The 26639-nt window shown below is 63.3% G+C and carries 30 protein-coding genes; 16 read left to right on the forward strand and 14 right to left on the reverse strand.

Annotation, left to right across the window (positions count from 1 at the left end; translation table 11 throughout):
- Nucleotides 1-12: 12 nt before the first annotated feature.
- From CKW29_RS10035 to CKW29_RS10070, 8 genes are read right to left on the reverse strand one after another with little or no spacing between them, the layout of a single operon-like run.
- Complete coding sequence (locus CKW29_RS10035; protein WP_095148350.1) at nucleotides 13-516, reverse strand: Lrp/AsnC family transcriptional regulator; 504 nt, start codon at nucleotides 514-516, stop codon at nucleotides 13-15.
- On the reverse strand, nucleotides 491-934 hold the full coding sequence (locus CKW29_RS10040; RefSeq protein WP_095148351.1) for an Lrp/AsnC family transcriptional regulator: 444 nt from the start codon (nucleotides 932-934) through the stop codon (nucleotides 491-493). Before CKW29_RS10040 ends, CKW29_RS10035 begins: the two co-directional genes overlap by 26 nt.
- Entirely contained in the window at nucleotides 927-1442 is a 516-nt protein-coding gene (locus CKW29_RS10045; protein WP_095082434.1) for an Lrp/AsnC family transcriptional regulator, read from the reverse strand. The genes CKW29_RS10040 and CKW29_RS10045 overlap by 8 nt, the downstream gene beginning before the upstream one ends.
- Nucleotides 1439-1897 (reverse strand): Lrp/AsnC family transcriptional regulator, encoded by a 459-nt coding sequence (locus CKW29_RS10050; protein WP_095148352.1) that lies wholly within the window; start codon nucleotides 1895-1897, stop codon nucleotides 1439-1441. The genes CKW29_RS10045 and CKW29_RS10050 overlap by 4 nt, the downstream gene beginning before the upstream one ends.
- A 1-nt stretch (nucleotide 1898) precedes the next feature.
- Nucleotides 1899-3077 (reverse strand): cytochrome D1 domain-containing protein, encoded by a 1179-nt coding sequence (locus CKW29_RS10055; RefSeq protein WP_095148353.1) that lies wholly within the window; start codon nucleotides 3075-3077, stop codon nucleotides 1899-1901.
- Nucleotides 3074-3400, reverse strand: a complete 327-nt coding sequence (locus CKW29_RS10060; RefSeq protein ID WP_095082441.1) for a cytochrome c — start codon at nucleotides 3398-3400, stop codon at nucleotides 3074-3076. The genes CKW29_RS10055 and CKW29_RS10060 overlap by 4 nt, the downstream gene beginning before the upstream one ends.
- Before the next feature lie 16 nt (nucleotides 3401-3416).
- The gene (locus CKW29_RS10065; RefSeq protein ID WP_095148354.1) at nucleotides 3417-3731 is read right to left on the reverse strand and encodes a c-type cytochrome; all 315 of its coding nucleotides are present in this window, start codon (nucleotides 3729-3731) and stop codon (nucleotides 3417-3419) included.
- 24 nt (nucleotides 3732-3755) lie between these two features.
- Nucleotides 3756-5447, reverse strand: coding sequence for a cytochrome D1 domain-containing protein (locus tag CKW29_RS10070; protein WP_095148355.1), 1692 nt, complete (start codon nucleotides 5445-5447; stop codon nucleotides 3756-3758).
- A gap of 199 nt (nucleotides 5448-5646) precedes the next feature.
- On the opposite strand from CKW29_RS10070, the gene CKW29_RS10075 reads away from it, so the two are divergent.
- The 6 genes from CKW29_RS10075 (at nucleotide 5647) to CKW29_RS10100 (ending at nucleotide 11215) form a co-directional block, all read left to right on the forward strand.
- The gene (locus tag CKW29_RS10075; RefSeq protein WP_095082449.1) at nucleotides 5647-6450 is read left to right on the forward strand and encodes a CbbQ/NirQ/NorQ/GpvN family protein; all 804 of its coding nucleotides are present in this window, start codon (nucleotides 5647-5649) and stop codon (nucleotides 6448-6450) included.
- Nucleotides 6434-7021: a cytochrome c oxidase subunit 3 gene (locus CKW29_RS10080; RefSeq protein WP_095148356.1), complete on the forward strand. Its 588-nt coding sequence runs from the start codon at nucleotides 6434-6436 to the stop codon at nucleotides 7019-7021. Before CKW29_RS10075 ends, CKW29_RS10080 begins: the two co-directional genes overlap by 17 nt.
- Before the next feature lie 10 nt (nucleotides 7022-7031).
- On the forward strand, nucleotides 7032-7289 hold the full coding sequence (locus tag CKW29_RS10085) for a cytochrome C oxidase subunit IV family protein (protein WP_095148357.1): 258 nt from the start codon (nucleotides 7032-7034) through the stop codon (nucleotides 7287-7289).
- A gap of 138 nt (nucleotides 7290-7427) precedes the next feature.
- On the forward strand, nucleotides 7428-7868 hold the full coding sequence (locus CKW29_RS10090) for a cytochrome c (protein WP_095082456.1): 441 nt from the start codon (nucleotides 7428-7430) through the stop codon (nucleotides 7866-7868).
- A 3-nt stretch (nucleotides 7869-7871) separates the two neighbouring features.
- Entirely contained in the window at nucleotides 7872-9299 is a 1428-nt protein-coding gene (locus CKW29_RS10095; protein WP_095143405.1) for a cbb3-type cytochrome c oxidase subunit I, read from the forward strand.
- A 77-nt stretch (nucleotides 9300-9376) separates the two neighbouring features.
- Nucleotides 9377-11215 carry a nitric oxide reductase activation protein NorD gene (locus CKW29_RS10100; RefSeq protein ID WP_095148358.1) on the forward strand — a complete coding sequence of 613 codons (1839 nt, stop codon included), beginning with the start codon at nucleotides 9377-9379 and terminating at the stop codon, nucleotides 11213-11215.
- Nucleotides 11216-11425: 210 nt separating this feature from the next.
- Here the strand turns inward: CKW29_RS10100 and CKW29_RS10105 are convergent, their stop codons facing one another.
- Together CKW29_RS10105 and CKW29_RS10110 are read right to left on the reverse strand one after the other, a co-directional pair.
- Entirely contained in the window at nucleotides 11426-11620 is a 195-nt protein-coding gene (locus CKW29_RS10105; protein WP_095143407.1) for a protein DnrP, read from the reverse strand.
- The gene (locus CKW29_RS10110; protein WP_095143408.1) at nucleotides 11617-12300 is read right to left on the reverse strand and encodes a Crp/Fnr family transcriptional regulator; all 684 of its coding nucleotides are present in this window, start codon (nucleotides 12298-12300) and stop codon (nucleotides 11617-11619) included. Before CKW29_RS10110 ends, CKW29_RS10105 begins: the two co-directional genes overlap by 4 nt.
- A 673-nt stretch (nucleotides 12301-12973) precedes the next feature.
- Here CKW29_RS10110 and CKW29_RS10115 point away from each other — a divergent pair.
- The 8 genes from CKW29_RS10115 to CKW29_RS10150 all read left to right on the forward strand — a co-directional run bounded on the left by CKW29_RS10115 (nucleotide 12974) and on the right by CKW29_RS10150 (nucleotide 19798).
- Nucleotides 12974-14164, forward strand: coding sequence for an NnrS family protein (locus tag CKW29_RS10115; protein WP_095143409.1), 1191 nt, complete (start codon nucleotides 12974-12976; stop codon nucleotides 14162-14164).
- A gap of 23 nt (nucleotides 14165-14187) precedes the next feature.
- Nucleotides 14188-14628, forward strand: coding sequence for a CopD family copper resistance protein (locus CKW29_RS10120; RefSeq protein WP_095143410.1), 441 nt, complete (start codon nucleotides 14188-14190; stop codon nucleotides 14626-14628).
- A gap of 148 nt (nucleotides 14629-14776) precedes the next feature.
- Nucleotides 14777-15424 (forward strand): pyridoxamine 5'-phosphate oxidase, encoded by a 648-nt coding sequence (gene pdxH, locus CKW29_RS10125; protein WP_095143411.1) that lies wholly within the window; start codon nucleotides 14777-14779, stop codon nucleotides 15422-15424.
- Nucleotides 15425-15522: 98 nt separating this feature from the next.
- The gene (moaB, locus tag CKW29_RS10130) at nucleotides 15523-16077 is read left to right on the forward strand and encodes a molybdenum cofactor biosynthesis protein B (RefSeq protein WP_095082473.1); all 555 of its coding nucleotides are present in this window, start codon (nucleotides 15523-15525) and stop codon (nucleotides 16075-16077) included.
- Nucleotides 16074-17309, forward strand: coding sequence for a gephyrin-like molybdotransferase Glp (glp, locus tag CKW29_RS10135; protein ID WP_095143412.1), 1236 nt, complete (start codon nucleotides 16074-16076; stop codon nucleotides 17307-17309). Before moaB ends, glp begins: the two co-directional genes overlap by 4 nt.
- A 128-nt stretch (nucleotides 17310-17437) precedes the next feature.
- Nucleotides 17438-18433, forward strand: a complete 996-nt coding sequence (locus CKW29_RS10140; RefSeq protein WP_095143413.1) for a peptidase U32 family protein — start codon at nucleotides 17438-17440, stop codon at nucleotides 18431-18433.
- Between the two features lie 10 nt (nucleotides 18434-18443).
- Nucleotides 18444-19334: a U32 family peptidase gene (locus CKW29_RS10145; protein ID WP_095148359.1), complete on the forward strand. Its 891-nt coding sequence runs from the start codon at nucleotides 18444-18446 to the stop codon at nucleotides 19332-19334.
- Nucleotides 19328-19798, forward strand: coding sequence for an SCP2 domain-containing protein (locus CKW29_RS10150; RefSeq protein WP_095082478.1), 471 nt, complete (start codon nucleotides 19328-19330; stop codon nucleotides 19796-19798). Before CKW29_RS10145 ends, CKW29_RS10150 begins: the two co-directional genes overlap by 7 nt.
- 75 nt (nucleotides 19799-19873) lie before the next feature.
- On the opposite strand, the gene CKW29_RS10155 is transcribed toward CKW29_RS10150, so the two are convergent.
- From CKW29_RS10155 to CKW29_RS10170, 4 genes are all read right to left on the reverse strand, one after another.
- A complete protein-coding gene (locus CKW29_RS10155; protein ID WP_095148360.1) occupies nucleotides 19874-20284 on the reverse strand; it encodes a putative zinc-binding protein in 411 nt (136 codons plus the stop codon).
- A gap of 85 nt (nucleotides 20285-20369) precedes the next feature.
- Complete coding sequence (locus CKW29_RS10160; RefSeq protein WP_095148361.1) at nucleotides 20370-21047, reverse strand: Crp/Fnr family transcriptional regulator; 678 nt, start codon at nucleotides 21045-21047, stop codon at nucleotides 20370-20372.
- Between the two features lie 86 nt (nucleotides 21048-21133).
- Nucleotides 21134-21781 carry a two-component system response regulator NarL gene (narL, locus tag CKW29_RS10165; RefSeq protein WP_095148362.1) on the reverse strand — a complete coding sequence of 216 codons (648 nt, stop codon included), beginning with the start codon at nucleotides 21779-21781 and terminating at the stop codon, nucleotides 21134-21136.
- Nucleotides 21778-23580 (reverse strand): HAMP domain-containing protein, encoded by a 1803-nt coding sequence (locus CKW29_RS10170; protein WP_095143417.1) that lies wholly within the window; start codon nucleotides 23578-23580, stop codon nucleotides 21778-21780. The genes narL and CKW29_RS10170 overlap by 4 nt, the downstream gene beginning before the upstream one ends.
- A 314-nt stretch (nucleotides 23581-23894) precedes the next feature.
- On the opposite strand from CKW29_RS10170, the gene CKW29_RS10180 reads away from it, so the two are divergent.
- Nucleotides 23895-25199 (forward strand): nitrate/nitrite transporter, encoded by a 1305-nt coding sequence (locus CKW29_RS10180; RefSeq protein WP_095148363.1) that lies wholly within the window; start codon nucleotides 23895-23897, stop codon nucleotides 25197-25199.
- Nucleotides 25177-26574 (forward strand): NarK family nitrate/nitrite MFS transporter, encoded by a 1398-nt coding sequence (locus tag CKW29_RS10185; protein WP_095148364.1) that lies wholly within the window; start codon nucleotides 25177-25179, stop codon nucleotides 26572-26574. The genes CKW29_RS10180 and CKW29_RS10185 overlap by 23 nt, the downstream gene beginning before the upstream one ends.
- Nucleotides 26575-26639 lie beyond the last annotated feature (65 nt).

Consider the following 26639-nt stretch of genomic DNA (forward strand, 5'->3'; position numbering starts at 1 on the left):
GTCGGCGCGTGTTCAGCGCGAAGCGGGTGGCAGGCGCAAACCGGTTTTTTTCAGGATGCGGCTGCTCACCAGCATCTCGTCGGCGGCACAGGCATCGCCCAGCAAATAGCGCAGGTGCTCGCGGTAGCTGTCGATTTCCTCGCGACTGCGGCCATGCACCATGGCAAACAGGTTGTAGCGCCACTCGGCCCGGCGCGGACGTCGATAGCAATGGCTGACGAAGGGTTGCGCACCGATCAGCGCGCCGAGGCGCGGCATGTCTGTGTCGAGCACATCCCAGACCGTCATGCCGTTGTAGCGATAGCCCAGGCGGTAGTGGTTGGGGACCGCGGCGATGCGCCGGATGGCACCCTCGGCCTGCAATCGCTTGAGCAAGTCCAGGGTCGATTCAATGCTCAGCCCCAACTGATCGGCGAGCCAGGCCCAAGGGTCGTCCAGCAACGGCAGGCCGGCCTGGGTCAGCTCGATCAGGCGGTGGGCCAGAGTGTCTTCAGACCGGGAAATACAGACCGACATGGTAGGTCTCCTCTTTAGGCAGGTTAAGCAACGGCAGGCCGGTCAGGGATTCGATGCGATGCAGGGCATCGGCCAGGCCTTGTTCACTGGCGCAGCCGAGCACGAACCACATGTTCCAGCGGTGTTCGCGTCGATAGTTGTGCGCCACTTCAGGCAGCTCATGCAGTTGCGCGGCGACGTTTTCGAAACGTTCTTCCGGCACCGCCAGCGCCGCGAGCGTGAAGGTCCCTCCCAGCCGTTCGATGTCGAACATCGGGCCGAAGCGCGTGAGCACACCGTCCTCCAGCAGTTGGTGGAGGCGATCGAGCAATTCGGCGCTGCTGCTTTCCAGTTCGGCGGCCACTACCTGCCAGGGATCGCGTACCAGCGGCAGGCCCCGTTGCAAGCGATTGATCAGCCGACGGTCGAGGTCATCCACGGGGAGGTGCTCCTGTTGGCAAGGGTGCAAAGCGCCCGCCGCATTGTTTGAAGGCGTGGGTGCTGAACAGCAGTTGGTGGGGCAGGTCGCTCAGCAGGTGTTCTTCCAGCAGCGCCTGGATTTGCGCCTCGACCCGATCACGTTGACGCCCGTGAACCATGCAGAACAGGTTGTAGCGCCATTGCGGCAAGCGTCGCGGCCGTTGATAGCAGAGGGTGATGCCGGATGCCCGGCCCAGGCGCTGGCCGACTTCGTCGATCAGCGCGTCCGGAACATCCAGCACCAGCATGGCATTGGCGGTAAAACCCAGCGCGCGATGGTTGAGTACCAGGCCGACCCGACGGAACAACCCTTGTTCCTGCCACTGGCGCATTTGCGCGAGTACCTGGTTTTCGTCGGCGTTTATCCGTTCGGCGAGGGCCTGATAGGGGCGCGCCACCAGGGGCAAACCGCCTTCCAGGTGTCGACGCAGGGCCAGCGCCTGTTTGGGATTCAATTGAGCTTTCAAGGGCCTTCTCCCAAGGCAAAGCCAAGGTCGATGCGGTAGGCGGTCAACATCGGCAGGTCCAGTGGCGTGAGACCGGTGTCGCTCTCCAGTTCTTCGAGAATTCGCTCGATGTGCTGGCGGTCGGGGCCGGTCAACACGAACCACAGGTTGTAGTGGTGTTCCCGCGCATAGTTGTGATTGACCTCGGGGTATTGGCTGACGCGTTCGGCAACCTGATGCAGGCGTTCGACGGGCACGGCGAGGGCGGCGAGGGTGCTGGCCCCGGCGCGCCGGTGTTCGAACACCGGGCCAACGCGTGACAAGGCTCCGGCCAGTTCCAGGCGTTGCAGGCAGGCCATCACCTGCGGCTCAGTGCAACCCAGGGTATGGGCCATCTCACGAAAGGGTTCCGCGCTCAGCGGCATGCCGTGCTGGAAGCGGTCGATCAGTTGCTGGCTGAGCAGGTCGAGGTTCATTTCAATAGCCCATTTTTTGCGCGCGACTGCTGAAGAAGATGCCGCTCGGCGCGGTGGCGGGCAGGGTACTCAGCTGCTTCAGGCTGTACGGGTCCCAGACCTGAACCTGATTGCCATCGCGTAACGACAGCCACAGCTGGTCGCCGCGCGCGGTGAATTCCATGTGCAGCACTGCGGGTCCCGGTCGCAGATCGGCGACCACGGCGTGGGTTTCGGTATCGATGACCTGAACCCGATCGTTGTCCGGGTAGGCGAAATTGACCCACAGTTGCCGACCATCCGGCCGCGATGTGACGAACACGGGTTGACCGGCAACGGGGATGACTGCGGTCTGCTGCCAGGTGCGCGAATCCATCACCAGCACCTGGTGTCGGCCGACGGCGGGCACAAAGGCCTGATGGTCGGCGATGGCCCAGCCCTCCAGGTGCGGCATCTTGTAGACGGGCAGTTTCGCCTGGCCGCGTCCGTAATCGGCGAGCACTCGCTGTACCCCGCGCTCGGGATGCCATAGATCGAGTTGGGCCATGCCGTCTTCGCCGAACAGCCCGGCCATGTAGTAGCGACCGTCCGGTGTAATCAGCGCGTCGTAGGGTTGCTTGCCAATGTCAGAAAAGCGGCTGATCCGCGGGGATATGCCGTGGCTGAAGTCGGCGGTCCAGATCTCGCCGGTATCGAACAGGCTGAACACAAAGCGCTGGCCGGGCGCGTCGACCAGGCCAACCACCCTGGAGCGCTGGGTGCCATCGGCCAGTGGTGTGGCCGGAATATCGGCCACTTGCTGAAGGGTTTGCGCATCGAAAACCTTGACGCCGCCAGGGACGTAGTTCGACACGGCGATCAATTTGCCGTCCTGGCTGATGGCGCCGCCGATGCTGTTGCCGCCCTGTATTACCCGATGGTCGATGCGTTGGGTCAGCAGGTCGATCTTGCTCAACCCACCGTCGCGGCCGAACACATAGGCATAGCGCTGGTCGCGGGAGAACACCACCGAGGCATGGGACAGATCGCCCAACCCCTCGAGTCGGGCCAGTGCCGTGCGCGTGTCGTTTTCGATGATTTGCAGGCTGCCGGTGGCGCGCTCCACCACCACGCCAAGATCGCCGGTGCCACGCAACGGCGGCTGAACACACGCGGACAACAACAGCCCGGTCGCCGCTGAGAGCAGGATTGAACGGATCATGGTGCGGGATATCCCTGGAGAAGAAGGTCGACCAGCCAACGGATGTCGTCCGGGCCAAGCAATGGCGCCCAGCCGGGCATCGCGGTGCCGGGCCGGCCTTGGGTGACGGTGGCAATCAGGCTGTCCCTGGACTTGCCCGCCAGCGCTGCGCGAGTCAGTTCGGGACCCAGCCCGCCGGTCATGTGCAGCCCATGGCAGGCGCCACAATCCTGCGCCAGCAGGTGTTCGAGTTGTGCCTGACGCCTGGCGTCAGGCGCCGCAACCGCGGTTGCGCAAATGAGGAGGAGGGCCGCCAGGAATACAGCGTGTCGGTACACCATCATGACGCCCTCCCATTGGCTATTTCAGGCTCAGGACCCAAGTCGCAAGGGTCTTCGCTTCTTCATCCGTCACCGGGTTGGCCGGCATCGGCATCGGGCCCCAGTTACCTTGCGTGCCGTTCTTGATGTGGTTGGCCAGGGTATCCACGGCCCCGGCCACTCCCGCGTTCTTGGCCGCCACCTCCTTGAGCGCCGGGCCGACAAGCTTGGCGTCGATGGCATGGCAGGCGGCGCAGGGTTTGCTCTTGAACAGCTCCAGCGCGTCTTGGGCCATGGCCGGCTGCACGCACAGCGCAGCGGTCAGGGCGAACAGTGAAAGCAGAGTATTTTTCATGGTGTTTCCTTGTATTGATGGAGCTCAATAGATGTCGTGTTGGGTGTTGTAGACGTTGAACTTCCCGGTGGGTGTGATCAGCCGTTTGTCCTTGATAACCGATTTGAGCTTCAGCGTTTTGTCGTCGATCACTACCAGCGCCGATTCGTCTGCCTGGCCGCTCCACACGGAGAACCAGACTTCATCGCCGGCCTTGTTGTATTCCGGTTGCACGACGCGCATCGCCCCTTGCTTGATGCCCGCGTATTCGGCGATAGGCAGCACGGTGTAGCCGGCATCGAGCTTGTCGATGTTGAACACCGCCACTGACTGACTGAGTTTTGCGTCCGGGTTGAGGGTGGTGTCGACATACAGGTGACGGGAGTTGGGGTGGGTTTTGATGAACAGCGAGCCGCCGCCCTGGCCCTTGATCGAGGTGACCTGTTTCCAGGCGTACTGCGGGTGTTTGACCGGGTCGGTGCCGATCAGCGAGATGCCCTCATCACCCAGGTGGCTGGTGGCCCAGACCGGCCCGTAGGTCGGGTGGTCGAAGTTGGCGCCACGGCCCGGGTGCGGGGTTTTGCCGACATCCACCAGGGCGGTCAACTCGCGCTTCTTGGAGTCGATCACGGCGACTTTGTTGGAGTTGTTAGCAGCGGTCATGAAGTAGCGATGCGTGCTGTCCCAACCGCCGTCATGCAGGAACGGCGCGGCATCGATGTAGGTGATGGTGAGGTTTTTGATGTCCTGGTAATTGACCAGCATGACCTTGCCGGTTTCCTTGACGTTGACGATGAACTCCGGCCATTCGTGGGAAGCGATGATCGCCGCGACTCGCGGCTCAGGGTGATATTCCTGCTTGTCGACGGTCATGCCGCGGGTCGAGACGATCTGCCTGGGCTCCAGGGTTTCGCCATCCATGATGGTGAACTGCGGCGGCCAATAGGAACCGGCAATGGTGTACTTGTCTTCGTAGCCCTTGAACTTGGAGGTCTCCACCGATCGTGCCTCGATGCCCACTTTGACTTCGGCCACCTTGGTCGGCTCCACCGGCCACAGGTCGATCATGTCGATTCGCGCGTCTCGACCGATCACCAGCAAGTACCGGCCCGAGGCGGAGATGCGCGAGATGTGCACCGCATAACCGGTCTCGATCAGCTTGACGATCTGTTTGCTGTCACCGTCGATCAGGGCAATCTTGCCGTCATCGCGCAATGTCACCGAAAACAGGTTGGGCAAGTTGAGCTTGCTCAGTTGCCTGGTCGGACGATCCTCGGGTTTGACCAGCACTTTCCAGGTTTTCAGCGTTTCGGCCATGCCCCATTCCGGTGGCGTCGGCGGCGTGTGCTGAATGAACTTGGCCATGTCCGTGATCTGATCCTTGGTCAGCGCATTGGACGTGCCCCAATTCGGCATGCCTGCGGGCGATCCATAGGTAATCAACGCCTCCAGGAAGGGTTGCCCGCGGGCCTGGGTGATGTCCGGCGTCAGGGGTTTCCCGGTGGCGCCTTTGCGCAGAACGCCATGGCAGCCGGCGCAGCGCTGGAAGTAGATTTCCTTGGATGCGTCGAGCTCGGCCTGGCTCATGTCGGGCGCGCCGGCGGTTTTGGCCATGGGCGGGTTGGCCGCTGCAGCGGCGGGTTCATCGGCTCTGGCCGCATGTGTCACCGCAAGGGCCAGTGCCGAACACAGTGTGGCGACAGTCAGAGCAAACGTTTTTCTATTGCTGATCAGCATTCCATTTCTCCTCAGGCAAGACCTTTGCGATGTGCTTGAACGGCCGCACAAGACGCAGGTTCTTAGTGCGCTGCAAGGCTATGCCCGAGCAGGCCAATGCTTGCTTGACGGGGATCAAGTTTGCCGGCCACGCCACTTGCCAGGTTGTCGCAGGGGGCCGTAGCGTGTTCCTCAATTCCGCTGTTGAATCAGGTGCCCCATGGACCGTAGCCAGTCTTGCGAACACACGATCGAACCCTTCTACCAACCGCTGAATAATGAGCAGGCGCTGTTCGAGCAAGCCTGGCGACACGGCATGCCGGTCCTGATCAAGGGCCCCACGGGCTGTGGCAAGACCCGCTTCGTCCAGCACATGGCCCACCGCCTGAACCTGCCGTTGCACACCGTGGCGTGCCACGATGACTTGAGCGCCGCCGACCTGATCGGCCGGCACCTGATCGGCGCCCAAGGCACCTGGTGGCAGGACGGGCCGCTGACTCGCGCGGTGCGCGAAGGGGGCATCTGTTACCTCGACGAAGTGGTCGAGGCCCGCCAGGACACCGTGGTGGTCCTGCACCCATTGGCCGACGACCGTCGTGAGTTGTTCCTGGAGCGCACCGGCGAAGTACTGCGAGCACCGCCATCCTTCATGTTGGTGGTGTCCTATAACCCCGGTTACCAGAACCTGCTCAAAGGCATGAAGCCCAGCACCCGCCAGCGTTTCGTGGCGATGCGCTTCGATTACCCGGCGCCCGCCGAGGAAGCGCGCATCGTCGCTCGCGAGGCCCGGGTGGACGCTGCGCTGGCAAACCAGGTGGTCGGGTTGGGGCAGGCATTGCGCCGCCTGGATCAGCATGACCTGGAAGAAGTGGCGTCCACACGCTTGCTGATTTTTACCGCGCGCATGATCGGTGCCGGCATGAATCCCCGCGAGGCCTGCCTGGCCTGCCTGGCCGAGCCGCTGAGCGATGACGGGGTGACGGTGGCCGCGCTGATGGACGTGGTTGATGTCTACTTCGGCTGACACCGCCGGGCACTCGCCTCGCCACTTGCCGGGGGACCTGGCGATGTGGTTTTTCATCCTCGCCGAGCTGACGGTGTTCGCCATCCTGATACTGGCGTTCGCCGTGACCCAGGCAATCAAACCGCAGCTGTTCGTCGAAAGTCGTCTGTTGCTCAATACGTCCACCGGCCTGGCGATGACCCTGAGTCTGCTCACGGCCGGGCTGTTCGCCGCGCTGGCTCAGGAGCAAGTCAGGCGCTCATGGCCTCGCCACGGCGCTGTCTACCTGCTGGCAGCGCTGCTCGCCGCCAGCGTCTACGTGGTGTTGAAACTCACTGAATACCGGCACTTGCTGGCCTCGGGGCTGGGCATGGAGCACAACACCTTTTTCACCCTCTACTGGATCCTCACCGGGTTTCATTTTCTTCACGTATTGCTTGGTATGGTCATTCTCGGATGGCTGGCCGAGCGTTGCCGCCGTGGCCTGTACGACGCCGGCAACCGCAGCGGATTTGAATCCGGCGTGTTGTATTGGCACATGGTCGATCTGATCTGGGTCGTACTTTTTCCGCTGGTCTACGTTCTGAATTGATGGGGGGCTGATGTCAGTTTCCAGGTTTTTGCTCGTCTGTTGGGCCGCATTGGCGACGTTAAGCGTGTGCACGGTGGTGCTGGCACAGTCCGGCGCGACGTGGCCGCTGTCCATGGCCATTTTGCTGGTGGCGGTCGGCAAGGCCTGGCTGATCACCGATGGCTTCATGGAGCTGCGCCGCGCACCGCGATTGTGGCGAGGGTTGATGGTGAGCTGGGCGCTGGTGCTGGCAGCCGTGGTGGGATTGATGCTGGTGCTGGTCGGTTAAGGCATACAGTCTGTAAAACAGCGCGAATCTAATGTGGGCTATACCTGACCAAAACCATCGGCGTTTCTTGATCGCCATCAAGCAGGTTTCAACCCTTCGCTTCCTATCATGGACGGGCCAAGCAAAGAGGAAGCGACCATGTCAGAGACCTTCACCAAAGGCATGGCCAGGAACATCTATTTCGGGGGGAGCGTGTTCTTCTTCCTGATATTCCTGGCCTTGACCTATCACACCGAGCAGACCTTTCCTGACCGCAGCAATGCAGCGCAATTGACCGAATCAGTGATTCGCGGCAAGACGGTCTGGGAGCAAAACAACTGTATCGGTTGCCACACGCTGTTGGGCGAGGGCGCTTACTTCGCGCCTGAACTGGGCAATGTGTTTCAGCGCCGCGGCGGCGAGGAGGCGTTCAAACCCTTCCTGCATGCCTGGATGAAGATGCAGCCCCTGGGCGTACCCGGGCGTAGGGCGATGCCGCAATTCAACCTGAGTGAGCAGGAAGTCGACGACATCGCCGAATTCCTCAAGTGGAGCTCGAAAATCAATACCAATGGCTGGCCGCCAAACAAGGAGGGCTGAGTGATGAGCATTGCCAATCCACATCTGAAGTTCGCCTCGCAAGCCGTGGCCAAACCTTACTTCGTATTTGCCCTGATCCTGTTCCTGGGCCAAGTGTTGTTCGGTTTGATCATGGGCCTGCAGTACGTGATAGGGGACTTTCTGTTCCCGGTCATTCCTTTCAACGTCGCGCGGATGGTGCACACCAACCTGCTGATTGTCTGGCTGCTGTTCGGCTTCATGGGGGCCGCCTACTACCTGATTCCGGAGGAGGCCGACCGTGAACTGCACAGCCCGAGGCTGGCGCTGATCCTGTTCTGGGTGTTCGCCGCCGCCGGTGTACTGACCATTCTCGGTTACTTGCTGGTGCCTTATGCGGGCCTGGCGAAGCTGACCCACAACGAGCTGTTGCCGACCATGGGCCGGGAGTTCCTGGAGCAGCCGACCATCACCAAGATGGGCATCGTGGTGGTGTGCCTGGGGTTTCTCTACAACATCGGCATGACCCTGCTCAAAGGCCGCAAGACCACCGTCAGCATGGTCATGATGACCGGGTTGATCGGCCTGGCGGTGTTCTTCCTGTTCTCCTTTTACAACCCCGGCAACCTGGCCCGCGACAAGTTCTACTGGTGGTGGGTGGTGCACCTGTGGGTGGAGGGTGTGTGGGAACTGATCATGGGCTCGATGCTGGCCTTCGTGCTGATCAAGATCACCGGGGTGGACCGGGAAGTGGTGGAGAAATGGCTCTACGTGATCATCGCCATGGCGCTGATCACCGGGATCATCGGCACCGGTCACCACTTCTTCTGGATCGGCGCACCCGAGGTCTGGCTGTGGGTGGGCTCGATCTTCTCGGCACTGGAGCCGCTGCCCTTCCTGGCCATGGTGATCTTTGCCTTCAGCATGGTGAAGAACCGCCGTCGGCAGCACCCGAACCGCGCCGCCACGCTGTGGGCCAAGGGCACCACCGTGACCGCCTTCTTCGGTGCCGGAGTCTGGGGTTTCCTGCACACCCTGGCCCCGGTCAATTTCTACACTCACGGCTCGCAACTGACCGCCGCCCACGGGCACCTGGCGTTCTACGGTGCTTACGCGATGATCGTGATGACCTTGATCAGCTACGCCATGCCACGCCTGCGCGGGCTCGGTGAGGCCGCCGACGAACGCTCGCAGACCCTGGAGATCTGGGGCTTCTGGTTGATGACCCTGTCGATGGTGCTGATCACCCTGATGCTGACCGCCGCCGGCGTGGTGCAGGTGTTGCTGCAACGTTGGGCAGAGGACGGCAGTGCCTTGCCGTTCATGGCCACGGTCGAGCATCTGCAAGGCTTGTTCTGGGCGCGCCTGGTCAGTGGGCTGGGGTTCTTCGCGGGGCTGCTCTGCTACCTGGCGAGCTTCCGCCAGCGCGCTCGTGCCGCGTTACGCGCACCGGCGGCGGTGGTTCCATCATGAGTTGCCGTTAGGTCTGGAAAGGGGCGGTCCGGCGGCGACGCCGGGCCGTTTTTTGGCACATGAAACCAGGAGGCTCCATGGCCTTCACCCTTGAATTGGAAGAATGGGTCGGTAGCGTCTGGCATCGCTTCATCACCCGCCGCGCGAGTCCGGATTTTCCTGAGGCCCGGGTTGAACTGGCCCCGCGGCAACGCTCGCTGGCGCTGTTGCAGCGGGCCATGGGCGATGTCGGCAACCGGGGCGTGGAGGCCGCCAGCGAGCGTGACCTGCTGCTGCGGCGCACCCTGTTGCAGCAGATCGCCGGCACCTGCCGGCAAGTGCCGTTGGCCTGGTGCGACGCGCAGAATCTGCGTCTGCCGGCGAGCCTGGCGGTGTTTCCCGATGCCGGACTGAATGAGGAACTCTATCGCTGGCTGGCACTGTTGGCGGCGCATTCCGGGCCGATGCGGCACTGGGGCCGGGACAATCAACGCTGGACCCAGACCCTGTTACAGCGCTATCCGCCGTTGCGCGCCCGCTATCGGCGCCTGGTCGAGGCCCATCTGCAACTGCGCCCGGATCCGGCGTCGCTGAGCCCTGCCGAAGCCGCGCTGGAGCGCAGTGTGTGCCAGGCCCTGCGCGAACCGGGCAGTGTCAGCGAGTTTGTGCGCAGCGAGCGGGCGGCCTGGCCGGTGCCGCTGTGGCTGTATCCGCCGCTGCATCTGGCCAGCCCGCAAGCGGCGGATCTCGAGGAGTCGGATGAGTGCCTGGCGACACCTCCCGGCGAACAGCAAGGCGGTCGCAAGCGCGCCACGCGGATCGACGACAGCACGCGTCAGGGTGGGCTGCTGGTGGTGCGCCTGGAGAACCTGTTCAGCTGGACCGAGCACGTGGACCTGGATCGCTGGTCGGATGATCGCGAAGACCCCGACGCCGCAAGGGTCGCCGATGACCTGGACCAACTGACCCTGTCGCGCACCCGCCTGCGCAAGGGCGGTGGTCTCAAGCTGCACCTGGATCTGCCACCGGCGGACGTCGATGACATCCCCCTGGGGGCGGGCATCAAGTTGCCGGAATGGGACTATCGCCAAGCACGTTTGCGGGACGACTTCGTCAACCTGCAAATGCTTGTGCCCCGTGACTCTCAGGCGCAGCCGCTGCCTGCGCGGCTCAAGCCCTCGGCGCAGCGCTTGCGGCGACAGTTCGAACACCTGCGCAACGACCGGCAGTGGTTGCGGCAGCAGCCCCAGGGCAGCGAGCTGGATATGCAGGCCTGGCTGGACTTTCACGTCGAGCGTGCGCATGGGCAGTGCGCCGAACGAGGCCTGTTCATGGAGCAACGCCAGACTCGTCGCGATCTGGCGTGCCTGTTGCTGGCCGATCTCTCAATGTCCACCGATGCCCACCTGAACACTGAACATCGGGTGATCGATGTGATCCGCGACAGCCTGCTGCTGTTCGGCGAAACCCTGTCGGTGCTGGGCGACGACTTTGCCCTGTACGGGTTTTCCTCGTTGCGCCGCCAGCAGGTGCGGATGCAGGAACTCAAGGCGTTCGATCAGCGTTATGACGACACTACCCGGGGGCGCATTCAGGGGCTCAAGCCGGGTTACTACACGCGCATGGGGGCCGCCATCCGCCAGGCCACCCAACTGCTGGGCGACTGCAAGCGGCGGCGCAAGCTGTTGTTGTTGCTCACGGACGGCAAGCCCAATGACCTGGATCTGTACGAGGGGCGCTACGGCGTTGAAGACACCCGCCAGGCGGTGCTGGAGGCCAGGCGACAGGGGCTGACGCCGTTTTGCATCACCATCGATCGTGAAGCCGGTGCGTACCTGCCGTACATGTTCGGCGGCCATGGCTACACCCTGATCCACCAACCGCAACAACTGCCCCTGCGCTTGCCGCAGCTGTATCGGCAATTGACCCAGCCTTGAGGGTAATGCTGTTCAGTTAAGCGAACGCCGACCTTTTGTAGGAGCGAGCGGGCTTGCGATGGACGTTAACGATAACGCGTGTTTTCTGATTAAACGCGCTGCTCTTGAGTTCATCGCGAGCCCGCTCGCTCCTACAAATGCGGTCTCATCTTCTTAAATGAACAGCATTACAGCCTTGAGGGGGGGGAGGATGGCGGCGAGCGGCCGCGCTTAACCGCGCGGCAGCCAGAAAAACATCGTCACGCAGAAGATCGCAAGGCCGATGCAGAACCACCTGAAGCGTCGTAGCGTGCGTTGTCGGGCACCGTTCGCCAGCGCCGACAGGGGCATGCCGCAGTGGCTGCAAGTACTTTGCCGAGGCGGGTGGGGGCGTTGGCAATACAGGCAGACGGGCAGGGCATTCACTCGAAGTGCTCCAGGCGCGGACGGTCGAGAATGACAATCTGGCGGCCGTCCTGGGTGATGATCTTCTCATCGATCAGGCGGCGGATGATCCGCGAGAAGGTTTCCGGCTGGATGGACAGGTGGCCGGCAATCAACTGCTTGGCCATCGGCAACTCGAAATGGCGCTCGACCGGCTGCAGGTGCATCAGTTGCGTGAGCAGGTAACGCACGACCCGGTGGGTGGCGTTTTTCAGCGACAGGGTTTCGATTTCGTTGACCCGTTGATGCAGGCGCATGCTGAGTTTGCCGAGCAGGGCGAAGGTCAGGCGGCTGTTGCTCTGCAGCAGGCGCATGTAGGTGCTGTTGCTCAGGCGATAGAGCTGCGTGGGGCCCACGGCTTCAGCCGAGGCCACATAGTTGGGCGTGTCCATCAGCATCATCGCCTCGGCGAAGGTTTGTCGCGGGCCGATGACTTCGAACACTTTCTCCTGCCCGTCCGGGGTCAGGCGGTAGATCTTCACCGCACCGGCAATCACAAAGTAAAACGAATCGGCGGGCTCGCCCTGGCGAAACAGCGGTTCGCCCTTGTCGATGCTCAGCAAATGGCTGGACCCCATCAGCTCATCCAACTGTTCTTCATTCAAGGGCTCGAACAAGTGATGGCTGCGCAGAATCTGGTGATGGACGCGGTGAAGCACCATGAGAATTCATCCTGATAGCGGAAAAAGGGGGGAGCCATAGGGGTAGGAGCGAGCGTGCTCGCGATGAACTCAAGAGCAGCGCGGTTAATCAGAAAACACGCGTTATCGTTAACGTCCATCGCGAGCTTGCTCGCTCCTGCAAAGGTCGGCATTCGCAGGCCAAGCCGTCAAACCAGGCCCAGGGAGATGCCACTGGCCAAGGCGATGACCGAGCTGAGGACGACAAACCAAGCCAGTGGCTGGATAACGTTATTCATGACGACTCCGGCGGAGTGAAAGGGGATCAAGGTGGCATGGCTTGAGCAAGACTCGGGCCAGGCGCGCCTCCCTAGCATTTAGTGGGTTTTTCAAAATCATGAGGTCAAAATGACCAAGGTGTTACGAGTCAAAATGACCATCATCTTGTCATTTGGACCATTTTCTTGGTGGTCCTCGCGATGAGGGGGACTGCCGGGACCCTTGTGTGCCGGCACCGCAGTCTCACCACGGGGGCAGGGCACGGCCCTTGCAAGTCCTGGTGTGACAGCAGGCGGGCAGTTTGCCCCCGTTGTTGCCCGGTAAGCTTGATTTGCGACAAAGGCAGTGACGCGTCATTACCGGATGATTGCCTCGGAATTCAATTCGTCGCGAGCGGACCCGTGTCAGGTCGGCAGCGAGGTAAAGGAGTGGCTTGATGCAAGTACTTGACCGCCGTACGGCGATGGCCATCGCGCCAGTGTTACGCCTGGCTTTCCGGCCGTTGTTCCTCGCCGGCGTTTGCCTGGCGTTGCTGGCGATACCGCTCTGGCTGATCGCCTTGAAGGGGGGCGTTGGTGACTGGCAGCCCGCCGGTGGCTGGCTGGCCTGGCATCGGCATGAGCTGTTGTTCGGTTTTGGCCTGGCGATCATCGCCGGCTTCCTGCTGACCGCGGTACAGACCTGGACCGGCCAGCCCGGTCTGAGCGGCAAGCCGCTGGCGGCACTGGCCTTGCTCTGGCTGGCCGCGCGGGTGGCCTGGCTGGTGAATCTGCCATGGCCGCTGGTGGCGCTGCTGGAACTGGCGTTTCCGTTGGTGGTGGCGGGGCTGATGGGGCGCTCCCTGTGGCGCGTGAGGCAGCAACGCAACTACCCGATTGTCGTGGTGTTGCTGCTGTTGGCGGCGGCGGACGGCTTGTCGGTGTACGGCCTGGCACAGGGCCATGAAGGCTGGCAGCGCCAAGGCGTGCTGACCGGCATCTGGCTGGTGGCGGCGATGATGGGCTTGATCGGTGGACGGGTCATTCCGTTCTTCACCCAGCGTGGCCTGGGCCGGACCGAGGCCGTTGCCCCCTGGGCCTGGCTCGATCGTCTGTTGTTGGCAGGGGCGGCGCTGGTGGCGCTGCTGTATGCCGCCGGGCCCGCGCTGTCGGCCAATCTCTGGATCGGCCTGCTGTTCGCAGCATTGGCGGCCGGGCACCTGGTGCGGCTGGTGCGCTGGCATGACCGCGGGCTGTGGCGCGTGCCGTTGCTGTGGTCGCTGCACCTGGCCTATGGCTGGTTGGCGCTGGCGTGCCTGGGCATGGCGCTGTGGCATTTTGGGGTGGCACTCAACCCCAGCCTGGCGGTGCATTGCCTGACGATAGGGGCCATGGCCGGGCTGATTCTGGCGATGATCGCGCGGGTCAGCCTGGGGCACACCGGGCGTGCATTGGAACCGCCGTCGGGCATGACCCTGGCGTTCATTCTGCTCAACCTGGCCTGCTTCAGCCGGGTCGTACTGGTGCTGGTGCTACCGGTGGCGGCGTTGTGGCTGGCGGGACTGTGCTGGGCCCTGGCGTTTGCGCTATACGCTTGGCGCTACGGGCCGATGCTGCTGCGGGCCCGGGTCGACGGGCATCCGGGATAAGCGCACGGCGCAGGAGGCGGACGATGATCTATCCCTTTTTACTGGTCACCCATTTGCTGGCGGCCATCGGCTTCATTGGCACACTGTTTTTCGAGGTGTACATCTGGCACTCGGCGCGTCGGCAATTGGCGGCGGATGCCCGGGCAACGGCGGACCAGGCCATTGCCGTGCGCTCGCGCAAGGTGCTGCATGGCGTGGTGCTGGTGTTGTATGGCGCAGGTCTTGGCCTGGCCTGGCAGCATCGCAGTGTCCTGAGCCATCCGCTGGACAGCCGTTTTGCCAGCCTGTTGAGCCTGAAGATCGTGCTCGCCCTGAGCATCGTCGGGCACTACCTGCTGCTGGCGTACTGGCTGCACCACGCACGGCTGACAGAGGCCCGGGCCAGCTGGATTCGCCGCAGCATCCTGGGGCACATGCTGCTGATCGTGATCCTGGCCAAGGCCATGTTCTATTGGCACGGTTGAACGTCGGTGCGTTGACCGCCAGGGTTTCTTGATCAGTGAGGACTTTGTGCTGATGCATCACCCATTCAACGCCCGCTGTTGATGGTGATCAAGGTGTTGCTGTGCACGGCCTCGCAGACTGTGCGCAACCTCACCGGAGATCACCGTCATGCCCCTTTCCCTGGCTCAGATGCGTCGCAACTACACCCTCGATGGCCTGCAGGAGGAGGGCGCGCCGGACGATCCATGGCGGTTGTTCGGCCAGTGGCTGCAACAGGCCCGCGATACCGAACAGGCACCGGTCGAGGCCAACAGCATGCTGTTGGCCACGGTCGACCGTGAGGGCCGGCCGCACTGCCGGGTGTTGCTGCTCAAGGGTTTCAGCGAAGCCGGCTTGACCTTTTTCGGTCACTACCAGAGCGCCAAGGGCCAGGAACTGGCCGCCAACCCCCATGCCGCCATGACGTTCTTCTGGCCGGCGCTGGAGCGCCAGGTGCGGATCGAAGGGCAGGTATCGCGCCTCGACCCGGATCTGTCGGATGCGTACTTCGATTCCCGCTCCCGGGCCAGTCAGTTGGGGGCCTGGGCATCACCGCAAAGCCATCCGCTGGCCAATCGGGCGCAGCTGGATGGATGGCTGGCGCAAACAACCCGGCGCTTCGACGGCCAGCCCGTGCCGCGCCCCGAGCAGTGGGGCGGTTACTGCCTGCAGCCGCAACGCATGGAGTTCTGGCAGGGGCGCGCCGACCGCCTGCATGACCGGCTGGACTACCGTCTGCACCAGGGGGTGTGGGCACGCAACCGCCTGGCTCCCTGAACGGCGGCGCCTCGTGGAGGTACCTCCTTGGAGGAATAGGTTCGCCCGGTGTTTCGGTTCAGGCTTGGGCCAGTCCTCATTTACGGGAAGGCTTGGATATGGCCCATCTGGCGCAACGCACGTTTCAACCGTTGAACATTGCCGTGCTGACCATCAGCGATACGCGCACCTTTGCCACCGACACCTCGGGGCAGACCCTGGCCGACTTGCTGCAAAAGGCCGGGCATGTGCTGATCGATCGTGACCTGGTGCCGGACGATATCTATCAGATTCGCGCCAAGGTCTCACACTGGATCGCGGACCCCCAGGTACAGGTAGTGCTGATGACCGGCGGCACCGGTTTCACTGCCCGGGACAACACGCCGCAAGCGGTGATGCCGTTGCTGGACAAGCATGTGGAAGGCTTCGGCGAGTTGTTCCGCCAGGTGTCCCTGGCGGAAATCGGCATGTCCAGCCTGCAGTCCCGCGCCCTGGCCGGGATCAGCAACGGTGTGCTGGTGTGCTGCGTACCCGGCTCGCCGGGTGCCTGCCGCACTGCCTGGAACCAGATTCTGCTGCAACAGCTGGACAGCCGTACCGGTCCGTGCAATTTCGCTCCTCACCTCAAGCCTCAACCACACCAGGTGCTCGAGGCGTGCGAGGTGCGCTCATGACCGGCCGGGTCTGTGACAGCGGTCAACTGATGCCCGTTGACGAAGCTGTCCGCCATCTGCTCGACCAGGCACCACCGCCGCCCTCGGTGCAGACGATTCCCCTGGATCAGGCCCTGGGCCGGGTGCTGGCCCGCGACATCCATTCGCCGCTGAGCCTGCCCTGCTGGGACAACAGTGCCATGGACGGTTTTGCCTTCAGGGCCGCCGACCTGCCCGCCACGGGGGGCTGCCTGCCATTGGCCGGACGTATCGCCGCGGGGCAGCAGGCAGGCTCGCCCTTGCCGGCGCAAGCGGCGGTGCGGATCTTTACCGGCGCGCCGTTGCCGCCGGGGGCTGACACCGTGGTGCCGCAGGAGAGCTGCCGGGTCGAGGGCGATCGCGTCTGGTTGCCCCCGGCAACGGTGGGCGATCACGTGCGCAAGGAAGGCGAGGAGATCCGTCAGGGACATCTGTTGCTCATGGCCGGCAAGCGCTTGCGCGCCCAGGAGCTGGGGTTGCTGGCCGGTGCCGGGATTGCCGAGGTCGAGGTCTATCGGCCGTTGCGGGTCTGCCTGTTGAGCAGCGGCGACGAGCTGCGCGAGCCGGGCCAATCCCTGGCGCCGGGGCAGATCTACAACAGCAATCGGTATTGCCTGTCGGCCTTGTTGCGCGGCTGGGGCGTCGAGGTGCATGACTATGGGGTCATGGCCGATGAGTTGGCGGCCAGCCGGCATGCTTTGAGCCTGGCGTCGTCGGAGTGCGATCTGCTGTTGACCTCGGGCGGTGTCTCGGTCGGCGAAGAGGACCATCTGAAGCGGGCCATCGATGAGTTGGGCAGTGTGGATTTCTGGCGGCTGGCGATTCAGCCAGGCAAGCCACTGGCGTTCGGCGAAGTGGCCGGCAAGCCGTGGATCGGCATGCCGGGCAATCCGTCGGCGGCGCTGGTCACCGCCCTGGTGGTGGTGCGTCCGTTCCTGCTCAGGGCCCAGGGCGTGAGTCAGGTGATGCCGCGGCCCGTGGCGCTGCCAGCGGGCTTCGACTGGCTGCAAGCCAACCGGCGCCGGCAGTACTTGCGGGCAAAACTGGTCCCCGATGCCGACGGGCGATTGAGCGTGCAGCTGCATCCCCAGCAGAGCTCGGCCATGTTGTCGGCGGCCTGCTGGGCCGATGGACTGGCGGTCGTGGAGTGCGAGCAGCAGGTGCGCAAGCACGACAACGTGCAATTCCTGTCCTTCGCCGAGCTGATGCACTGATGGCAATTGATTGCCGTCAAGGCCGTCGCTGCCGGTCTCGCTAGACTGGCGGCGCACTCGACACCGCGGGCCTGTCCGCACCCGGCACGACGCGCAGGTCCGCACGCACTCCTTGATGAGGATTCCCCATGCAACTGGTCTGCCCGGCAGGCAACCTGCCTGCGCTCAAAGCGGCGGTGCGCCAAGGCGCCGACGCCGTTTATGTCGGTTTTCGCGATGACACCAATGCCCGGCATTTCGCCGGATTGAACATGGACGACAAGCAGTTCGATGCAGCGGTCGCCCACATTCGCCAGCATCAACGCAAACTCTATGTCGCGGTCAACACCTACCCGCAACCCAAGGGCTGGGAGCGCTGGCAGCGTGCCGTGGACCGTGCCGCCGATCATGGCGTGGACGCGCTGATCGCCGCCGACCCCGGGGTCCTGGCGTATGCCAGCCAGCGTCACCCGCAACTGACCTTGCACCTGTCGGTCCAGGGCTCCGCGACCCATGCCGCCGCGCTGGCGTTTTATGCGCAGCGCTACAACATTCGGCGCGCAGTACTGCCGCGGGTACTGTCGCTGGCCCAGGTGCGTCAGGTCGCGGCCAGCAGTCCGGTGCCCATCGAAGTCTTCGGCTTCGGCAGTTTGTGCATCATGGCCGAGGGGCGTTGCCACCTGTCGTCCTACATTACCGGCGAGTCACCGAACCTGTGCGGCGTCTGTTCGCCGGCCAAGGCGGTGCGCTGGAGCGAAGATGCCGAAGGCTTGAGCGCACGGCTCAACGACGTGCTGATCGACCGCTACACCCCTGACGAAGCCGCCGGCTATCCGACCTTGTGCAAGGGGCGCTTCCTGGTCGACGGCAAACGCTTTCATGCCCTGGAGGAACCCACCAGCCTCGACACCCTGGACCTGCTGCCGGAACTCGCGGCCATCGGGGTGGAGGCGGTAAAGATCGAAGGCCGCCAGCGCAGCCCGGCGTATGTCGAGCAAGTCACCCGGGTCTGGCGCGCGGCCCTCGATGCCCATCGCGCCGCGCCTAAAAGCTTCACGGTCAAGGACCAGTGGCGTCAGGTGCTGGCCGGTTTGTCCGAAGGCAGCCAGACCACGCTGGGCGCCTACCATCGATCATGGCAATGAGGGGCAGAACATGAAGCTGAGCCTGGGACCGGTCCTGTATTACTGGGACAAAGAACAAGTGGGGCGTTTTTACGCCGAGATGTCGAGCCTGCCCCTGGATGTGATTTACCTGGGAGAAACCGTGTGCTCGAAGCGCCGGGCATTGTCCCTGGATCAATGGCTGGGCCTGGGGCGCGAATTGCAAGCGTGCAGCCAGGCGCAACTGGTGCTCTCCAGCCTGACCCTGATCGAAGCCGCGTCGGAGCTCTCCAGCCTGCGCCGCCTGTGCGACAACGGCGAGTTGCTGGTGGAGGCCAATGACATGGGCGCGGTGCAGTTGCTGGCCGAACGCAAGCTGCCGTTCGTGGGAGGCCCGGCGCTCAATCTGTACAACGGTCACGCCCTGGCGCAACTGCAAGACAGCGGGATGATCCGCTGGGTGCCGCCGGTGGAGTGTTCGGCGGCCTTGATCCGTGCGGTGCTTGAGCAGGTGCGTGAGCTGGGGCGTGAAGTGCCGCAAGTGGAAGTCTTCGCCTATGGGCATTTGCCCCTGGCCTATTCCGCTCGCTGCTTTACCGCCCGGGCGGAAAACCGGCCCAAGGATGATTGCCAGTTCTGTTGCATCAACTACCCCGATGGGTTGGCGCTCAGCAGTCAGGACGGGCAGGCGCTGTTCACCCTCAACGGTATTCAGACGATGTCGGCCGAGGTGACCAATCTGCTGGCCGACTATCCGGGGCTGGTGGCCAGCGGCGCCGATATCGTGCGCTTGAGCCCACGGGCCCAGGGCATGGCCGAGGTGATTGCGGCCTGGCAGCGGGTCCGCCTGGGCGAGGCGCCACCGTTGTTCGTCGAAGGCTGCAACGGCTATTGGCATGGCCAGGCCGGGATGTTGCGCGTCGAGGAGGCCGGCCTGTGCTGAATCGAAAGAAATGGCTGTTGCACGGTGCTGATCGCGTGCTCCCGCTGGTCCGGCGGGTGCCTTTCGTGGTGCAGCGCCTGGCGTTGCAGCAGGCCCTCAATCGCTGCCTTGCCGAGCCGTTGCGCGAGGGCGAGTTCGATCTGTTGCGCGGGCGCTGGCTGTGCCTGCGGATTCCGGACCTCGGCCTGGCGTGGTACCTGACCCGATCCCGAGCAGGACTGCAGATCGCCGAGCGGGCCGAGGCCGATGTGACCATCAGCGGCAACTGGCGAGAGTTTCTGCTGCTGGCCAGTCGGCAGGAAGATCCGGACACCCTGTTTTTTCGCAGGCGCCTGGTCATCGAGGGGGATACCGAACTGGGGCTGACCCTGAAGAACCTGATCGACAGCCTCGACCCGGAGGTCTTGCCGGGCTGGTTGTGGCGCAACCTGGAGCGGGCGGGGAAGGGGTTGGCGGCAGGTTGAGGGGGCATTGAGTTGAGCGCGGAGCATTGTGGCGAGGGGGCAAGCCCCCTCGCCACAGGTTCGGTGTTCGCCTTCTCAGGCCAACTTCGTCACAGGTTCAGCCAGCGGCTGCTCACCCTGTTGACCCTCAGGGGCAATCAACCCTTTGATCTCTTCAAACAACTCATCACACTGCAGCCCCGTGCAATCCTCGCCATAGCGCTTGCGCAGCCCGTAATGGCTGAGAATCAGGTGCACATCGGCGTGCAGGCCATGTTGTTTCAAGCAGTTTTCGACGCATTGCAGGGGGCAGCCGTCCAGCGCCAGGATCCGGTGTGCGGAACGTGCCTTGTTGACCAGGGCGCTGACATGCCCGCCGACTCCGGCGATGCAGGACATTTCGGCAAGCCCCTGGCGATCCAGGCGCAAGGCCAAGGTGTTGGCCAGTTGGGCGACGTTGGAACAGCCTGAACAGGCGTAAACCAGAGGCAGGGTGGATGGGGGCATGAAGGCTCTCCGCTGATGGACCCTGCCAGTGTGCAAGGCTGTGCGCCGGGCGCCTTGATGATGGTCAAGTCCGCCCGCGCGCGCATCAGAGATGGTGGGCGGCCAACAGGTCTTGCGCGAGGATGTGGATGGTGCGCCGCTCCATGGCGATCAGGCCGCTCTCCACCAGGCGATGCAATATCCGCGAGAAGGTCTCCGGCTGGATGCCCAGCTTCGAGGCCACCAGGCGTTTGGATACTTGCAACACGACCTGGCCGTTGTCCGGGTCGTGCTCCTGCAACAGAAAATTGATCACTCGCCGGCTGGCGTTGCTCAGGGTCAGGGTGTCGATGTCCTTGAGGCGCTGATGCAGGTGAATGCTCATGCTCGCCAGGATCGCCAGGCAGACTTTCGGCTGGTCTTCCAGGGCATTGCGGTAATGGTTGCCCTCGATGCTCACCAGCACGCTGTCCTTCAGCGCCGTGGCGCTCACCGGGTAATAGCGGGTCTGGCTGAACAGCAAGGCCTCGGCAAAGGTCTGCCCGGGCTGGACGATTTCCACCAGGTTCTCCTGGCCGTCGCCGGTGATCCGGTACAGCTTGACCTGGCCGCTGACCAGCAGGAAAAAACGCTTGGCCGGGTCCCCTTGGTGCATGAGCGTGCTGTGACAACTCAGGCGCTTGAGCGTGGCCAGGCCACAGACCTCCTCGAAGACCTTGTCCGGCAGTTGCTTGAACAGGTGATGACGACGCAAGACTGAAACGGTGGATGGGTGGGTCAGCATGGCGTACCTCCGCTGCCGGCCATGGTAGAACGCGCGGCCGTCATGGCCTATGCCTCTGCCGGCCTACCTCCAAAGGGGCATGGCCCTCAGCCGGCGTTGCGCAGATGCTCCATGGCCCACACGGCCGCCTCGACGCGCGAGCGCAGTCCCAGTTTGTGCAGCAGATTCTTCACATGGACCTTGACCGTGCCTTCGGTGATGCCCAGCTTGTGGCCGATCACCTTGTTGCTGAAGCCGCTGGCAATGGTCTTGAGTACCTGGCGCTCGCGCTCCGTCAGCTCGACCTCGGCCTGGCGCGGAGGTGAGCGCAGCGCCTGGGCCATGACCCGGGTCAGGCCCGGGCTGATCACCAGGGCGCCGTTCAAGGCATCGCGGATGTACTGAATCAGCAGCTCGGGCTCCATGTCCTTGAGCAGATAGCCATCGGCATCCAGGCGCAACGCGTCGCGAATGTCGTCCTCGGCATCGGACACCGTGAACAGCAGCACCTTGGCGTTGCAGTGCATGGCCCGCAAGCGCCGCAGGGTTTCGATGCCATTCATTTGCGGCATGTTGTTGTCGAGCAGCACCAGGTCAGGTTGCAGGGGCTCGATCATGGCCAGGGCTTCCTCGCCGTGGCCGGCTTCGCCGACGATCTGGAAATCATCTTCAAGTTCGAGCATCTGGCGGATGCCGCGACGCATCATCGGATGGTCGTCTACCAGCAGGATTCGGTATTGCGGGGACGGGTTCATGTGACGCTACCTTCTGTGGGTTGTCCGAGAAATTCCGGTCGGAATTCCATCTGGACGAGGGTGCCCTGGGGCTCCCGGGACACTATCTGCAACTGGCCACGCAAGCTGCGGGCACGTTCGTTCATGATGTTCAGGCCGTGGTGCTCGCGCTGGTCGCAGCTGCCGCTGAAGCCCCGGCCATCGTCCTCGATCGACAGCCGCACGTGCTCGCCGTCCTGGCGCAGTTGCAGCCAGGCATTTTGCGCGTGGGCATGGCGCAGGCAATTGGAGAGCGCCTCGCGGGTGATCTGCAGGATGTGAATCTGTTCGCTGGCCGACAGCTCGAAGGCCAGGCTGTCGACATGCAGGTGCACCTGGAACTCTCCCCGGCGGGAAAACTCCTGGGCCGTGTCCTTGAGTTCCTGGACCAGGCCGGCGTCGTGAATCTGCAGGCGAAAGGTGGTCAGCAGTTCGCGTAACTGGCGGTAGGCATTGTTCAGCCCTTCGCGCAGTTCGGCGGTGACGGTTTCCAGGGTCGCGACCGGTTCGCCCCGGCGCATCAGGGTTTGCATGCGGCTGACTTGCAGCTTCATGTACGACAGCGCCTGGGCCAGCGAGTCGTGCAGCTCGCGGGCGATGATGGTGCGTTCTTCGAGCAACAACAGGCGATGATCCTGTTCCCGTTGCCGCTTGAGCGAGAGCGAAGTGCCGATCAGGTTGGCCAGGGCCTGGATCAGCTGGGTTTCCCAGGCTTGTGGTGCGTGTCCATCGATGAAGTGGGCCTTGAGCTCGCCCAGTTCGCTGCCCTGGTTGCTGATGCTGAGGGTGATCGGATGGGGCTGCTGGTGTTTCTGGCAGGAGGCGCAATTGCTGCTGGCGCAGACCTCACGGTTGCGCGCGCCATGCAGGGCGAGCAGTTGCTGGGCAGGGGCCTGCAACTGGCCTTGCAGGCACAGCGACAGGCGCAGCCCGGGCAGGCGCTTCTGGAAGCGCCGGATCAGTTCATCCAGGCCCTCGGCATTGGCCAGGCGTGTCGCCAGGCTGCGGCTGCTTTGATATAGCAGCTCCAGGGCGGCATTGGCCTGTTGCAGGTTCAGGGTCTTTTGCAGGACCTGGGTCTCCAGGGTGCGGTGCGACTCTTCGATGGTTTCGGCCATGGCATTGAAGCTCATGGCCAACTGTCCCAGCTCATCCGGGGAGCGATAGTTGACCCGGGCCTTGAAGTCGCCCCGGCGAAAGCGCTGGGTTGCCTCCACCAATTCCTCCAGCGGAGTGACCACGCTGTACTGCAGTTCGTACAGGCCAATCAGCAGGATGATCATGGTGGTGAACAGGGCGACGCCCTGGATCACCTGCTGCCAGGTTTGCTTGTGCTCGCTCTGGCGCTGCAACAGGCTGACGAACCGGTTCAGCTGTTCGACGAAGGGCAGGGCGCCGGCCTGAAACGTCGCCCCGTCGCCACGGACCAGAGCCGGATGCAGTGCCTCGTTCCAGTCTTGCTGGATCTGTTGGTAGCTGCGTTGCAGGTCGGGATTGGCACCGTCTTCCAGCACCGCCTTGAGTGACTGGCTGTTGAGGCGCTGTTGCAGGCTCTGGGCAATCCGGGTGAGCTCTTCGGCGTTGGCCCCCGAGGCCAGTTTCCAGCTCAGGTGATAGGTCTCCATGCGCACCGAGCCTGCGGTGTTGATGGCCGCCGCGTCGCCCTGGCTGAACCAGGCGATCAGGCCGGCGCTCAGGGAACTGGCGAGGGCGAGCACGGCAATCAGGATCACCGCCAGCCCGGCGCGCGCGGGCAGGGAGCTGCGCAACCAGCGGATCATGGGCGCGGGCCTTGGGCAAACACAGGAAAACCGGCCATGCAGAACTCCAGGGGGGGGCGGGCGATGGTGTTGCCGCCGATCCTTGGCGCACTACCTCTAAAGAGTTGTCGACCGCTCGATGTCAGCAATGGCCTTGAGGCGAAGCGGCAAGATGCTGATAAACAAAGGGTTTACAGGTTTTTACGGACTACCTCCTTGGAGGTAGGCAGCACAAGCATAGGCCTGAGGGCCCCGGGGCTTCGTTGATCCTGATCAAGTTTTTGCGGGGTTGCTCTCTCTAGTCTGCCGCCATGGCTAATTGACTGGAGAGCGAGATGACCCAACCGCGTGTACGACAGGGCCTGGTGCTGGGCATGAGTACGCTGGCCTTCACCGTGTGCTTCATGGTGTGGATGATGTTTGCCGTGCTCGGTGTGCCCATCAAGGAGTTGCTCCAGCTCAACGAAACCCAGTTCGGCCTGCTGGCCGCCACCCCGGTCCTGACCGGCTCGCTGGCACGCTTGCCGCTGGGGCTTTTGACCGACCGCTTTGGCGGGCGCAGCGTGTTTTTCCTGCTGATGCTGTCCTGCGTGTTGCCGCTGTACCTGATCAGCCATGCCACGGCCTACTGGCAGTTTTTGGTCCTGGGCCTGTTCGTCGGCCTGGCCGGGGGTTCGTTTTCGGTCGGCATCGCCTACGTTGCCAAGTGGTTCGACCAGGACAACCAGGGCTTTGCCATGGGCATCTTCGGTGCGGGTAACGCCGGGGCCGCGGTGACCAAGTTTCTCGCCCCGGCGTTGATTGCCGCCGGCAGCTGGCAACTGGTGCCAAAGGTCTTCAGCGCGATTCTGTTCATCACCGCGCTGCTGTTCTGGTTTCTCAGTGCCGACAACAAGCAGCATCGCAGTGCCTCGGGCGCCAGTTTGCGTGAGCAACTGAGCGCGCTGAAAGACCCGGCGGTGTGGCGCTATTGCCAGTACTACTCGATCGTCTTCGGTGGCTACGTGGCCCTGGCGTTGTGGATGACCCAGTACTACGTGAAGGAATACGGTTTCAGCCTGCAAAGCGCCGCGCTGCTGGCCGCCTGCTTTTCCTTGCCGGGCGGGGTACTGCGTGCGGTCGGCGGCTGGATGTCGGATCGCTGGGGCGCGCAGAGCGTGACCTGGTGGGTGCTGTGGGTGAGCTGGATCTGCCTGTTCCTGCTGTCTTATCCGCAGACCCAGTTGCAAGTGCAAACCGTCAACGGCCCGCTGGATTTCCACATCGGCCTCAACCCCGCGCTGTTCACCGTGCTGCTGTTCGTCATGGGCATCGCCTTCGCATTCGGCAAGGCCTCGGTTTTCAAATACATCGCCAACGACTACCCGAAAAACATGGGCGCGGTGTCCGGCATTGTCGGCCTGGCCGGTGGCCTGGGCGGCTTTGTCCTGCCGATTCTGTTCGGTGCGCTGGTGGACCTGACCGGCGTGCGCTCCTCCTGCTTCATGTTGTTGTACGGCGTGGTCTGGGTCTCCCTGGCCTGGATGTACCTCAGCGAAATACGCCAACGCCCACTGCTCGGCAAGCCAGCACTGGCGGCCGCGCCCCGGATTTCCAGCATTGCCCAAGGAGACAACCATGTCCGTTCTGCAAAAGCCTGACAAGGGGCCGGTCATTCATGACTGGCGCCCGGAAGACCCCGAGTTCTGGGGGCGTAGCGGTAAACAGACGGCGACGCGCAACCTGTGGATTTCCATCCCTGCGCTGCTGCTGGCGTTTGCCGTGTGGATGGTCTGGAGCACGGTGATCGTGCGCCTGAACGCCATCGGCTTCAGTTTCACCACCGACCAGCTGTTCTGGCTGGCGGCGTTGCCGGGGCTGTCCGGTGCGACCTTGCGGGTGTTCTATTCGTTCATGGTGCCGATCTTCGGCGGCCGCCGCTGGACCGCCCTGAGCACCGCTTCGTTGCTGCTGCCGGCGTTGTGGATGGGCTTCGCCGTGCAGGACCCGAGCACGTCCTACAGCGTGTTTGTATGGATTGCCCTGCTGTGTGGTTTCGGCGGCGGCAACTTCGCCTCGAGCATGTCCAACATCAGCTTTTTCTACCCCAAGTCCCAGCAAGGCACGGCCCTGGGCCTGAACGCCGGCCTGGGTAACCTGGGGGTCTCGGTCATGCAGTTCTGTGTGCCGCTGGTGATCACCTTCGGCGTGTTCGGCTTCCTCGGCGGCCAACCGCAGACACTCGAGGACGGCAGCCAACTGTGGTTGCAGAACGCCGGGTTCATCTGGGTGCCCTTCATCGTTGTCGTGACCGTGCTGGCCTGGTTCTGCATGAATGACCTGTCCAGCGCCAGGGCCTCGTTCAGCGAGCAGGCGGTGATCTTCAAGCGCAAGCACAACTGGCTGATGTGCTGGTTGTACTTGGCCACCTTCGGTTCGTTCATCGGTTTTTCCGCGGCCTTTCCGCTGCTGATCAAGACCGCCTTTCCCGAAGTCGTCGCCCTGAAATTTGCCTTCCTCGGCCCGCTGGTGGGTGCCCTGGTGCGGCCATTGGGCGGCTGGCTGGCGGACCGGCTCGGCGGTGCCAGGGTCACGTTGTGGAACTTCGTGCTGATGATCGTGATGGTGTTCGGGGTCCTTCATTTCCTGCCGCAGAACGGCACGGGCGGCAACTTCTACGGGTTCCTCGGCATGTTCATGCTGCTGTTCATCACCACCGGCGTGGGCAACGGCTCCACGTTCCGCATGATCCCGGTGATCTTCCGCACCCTGCATGAGAAAGCCGCGACCGGCAAGGCGCCGGCGGTCCGTGAACAAGCCTTGAAAAATGCCGGCAAGGAGTCGGCTGCCGTCCTGGGGTTCAGCTCGGCCATGGGCGCCTTCGGTGCGTTCTTCATTCCCAAATCCTTTGGCACGTCGATGGCCCAGACCGGTGGCCCGGAGATGGCCTTCTACATGTTCGTCGGCTTCTACCTGAGTTGCATTGTGGTGACCTGGTGGTGGTACGCCCGTAAAGGTGCCGCGACGCCCTGCTGACATGAACCGAATCCAAACCTTGCATGGGCGGGGCATAGAACCCCGCAGCAAGCCTGAGAGGAAAG

This window comes from Pseudomonas sp. Irchel s3a18 (assembly GCF_900187535.1).
Taxonomy (GTDB): domain Bacteria; phylum Pseudomonadota; class Gammaproteobacteria; order Pseudomonadales; family Pseudomonadaceae; genus Aquipseudomonas.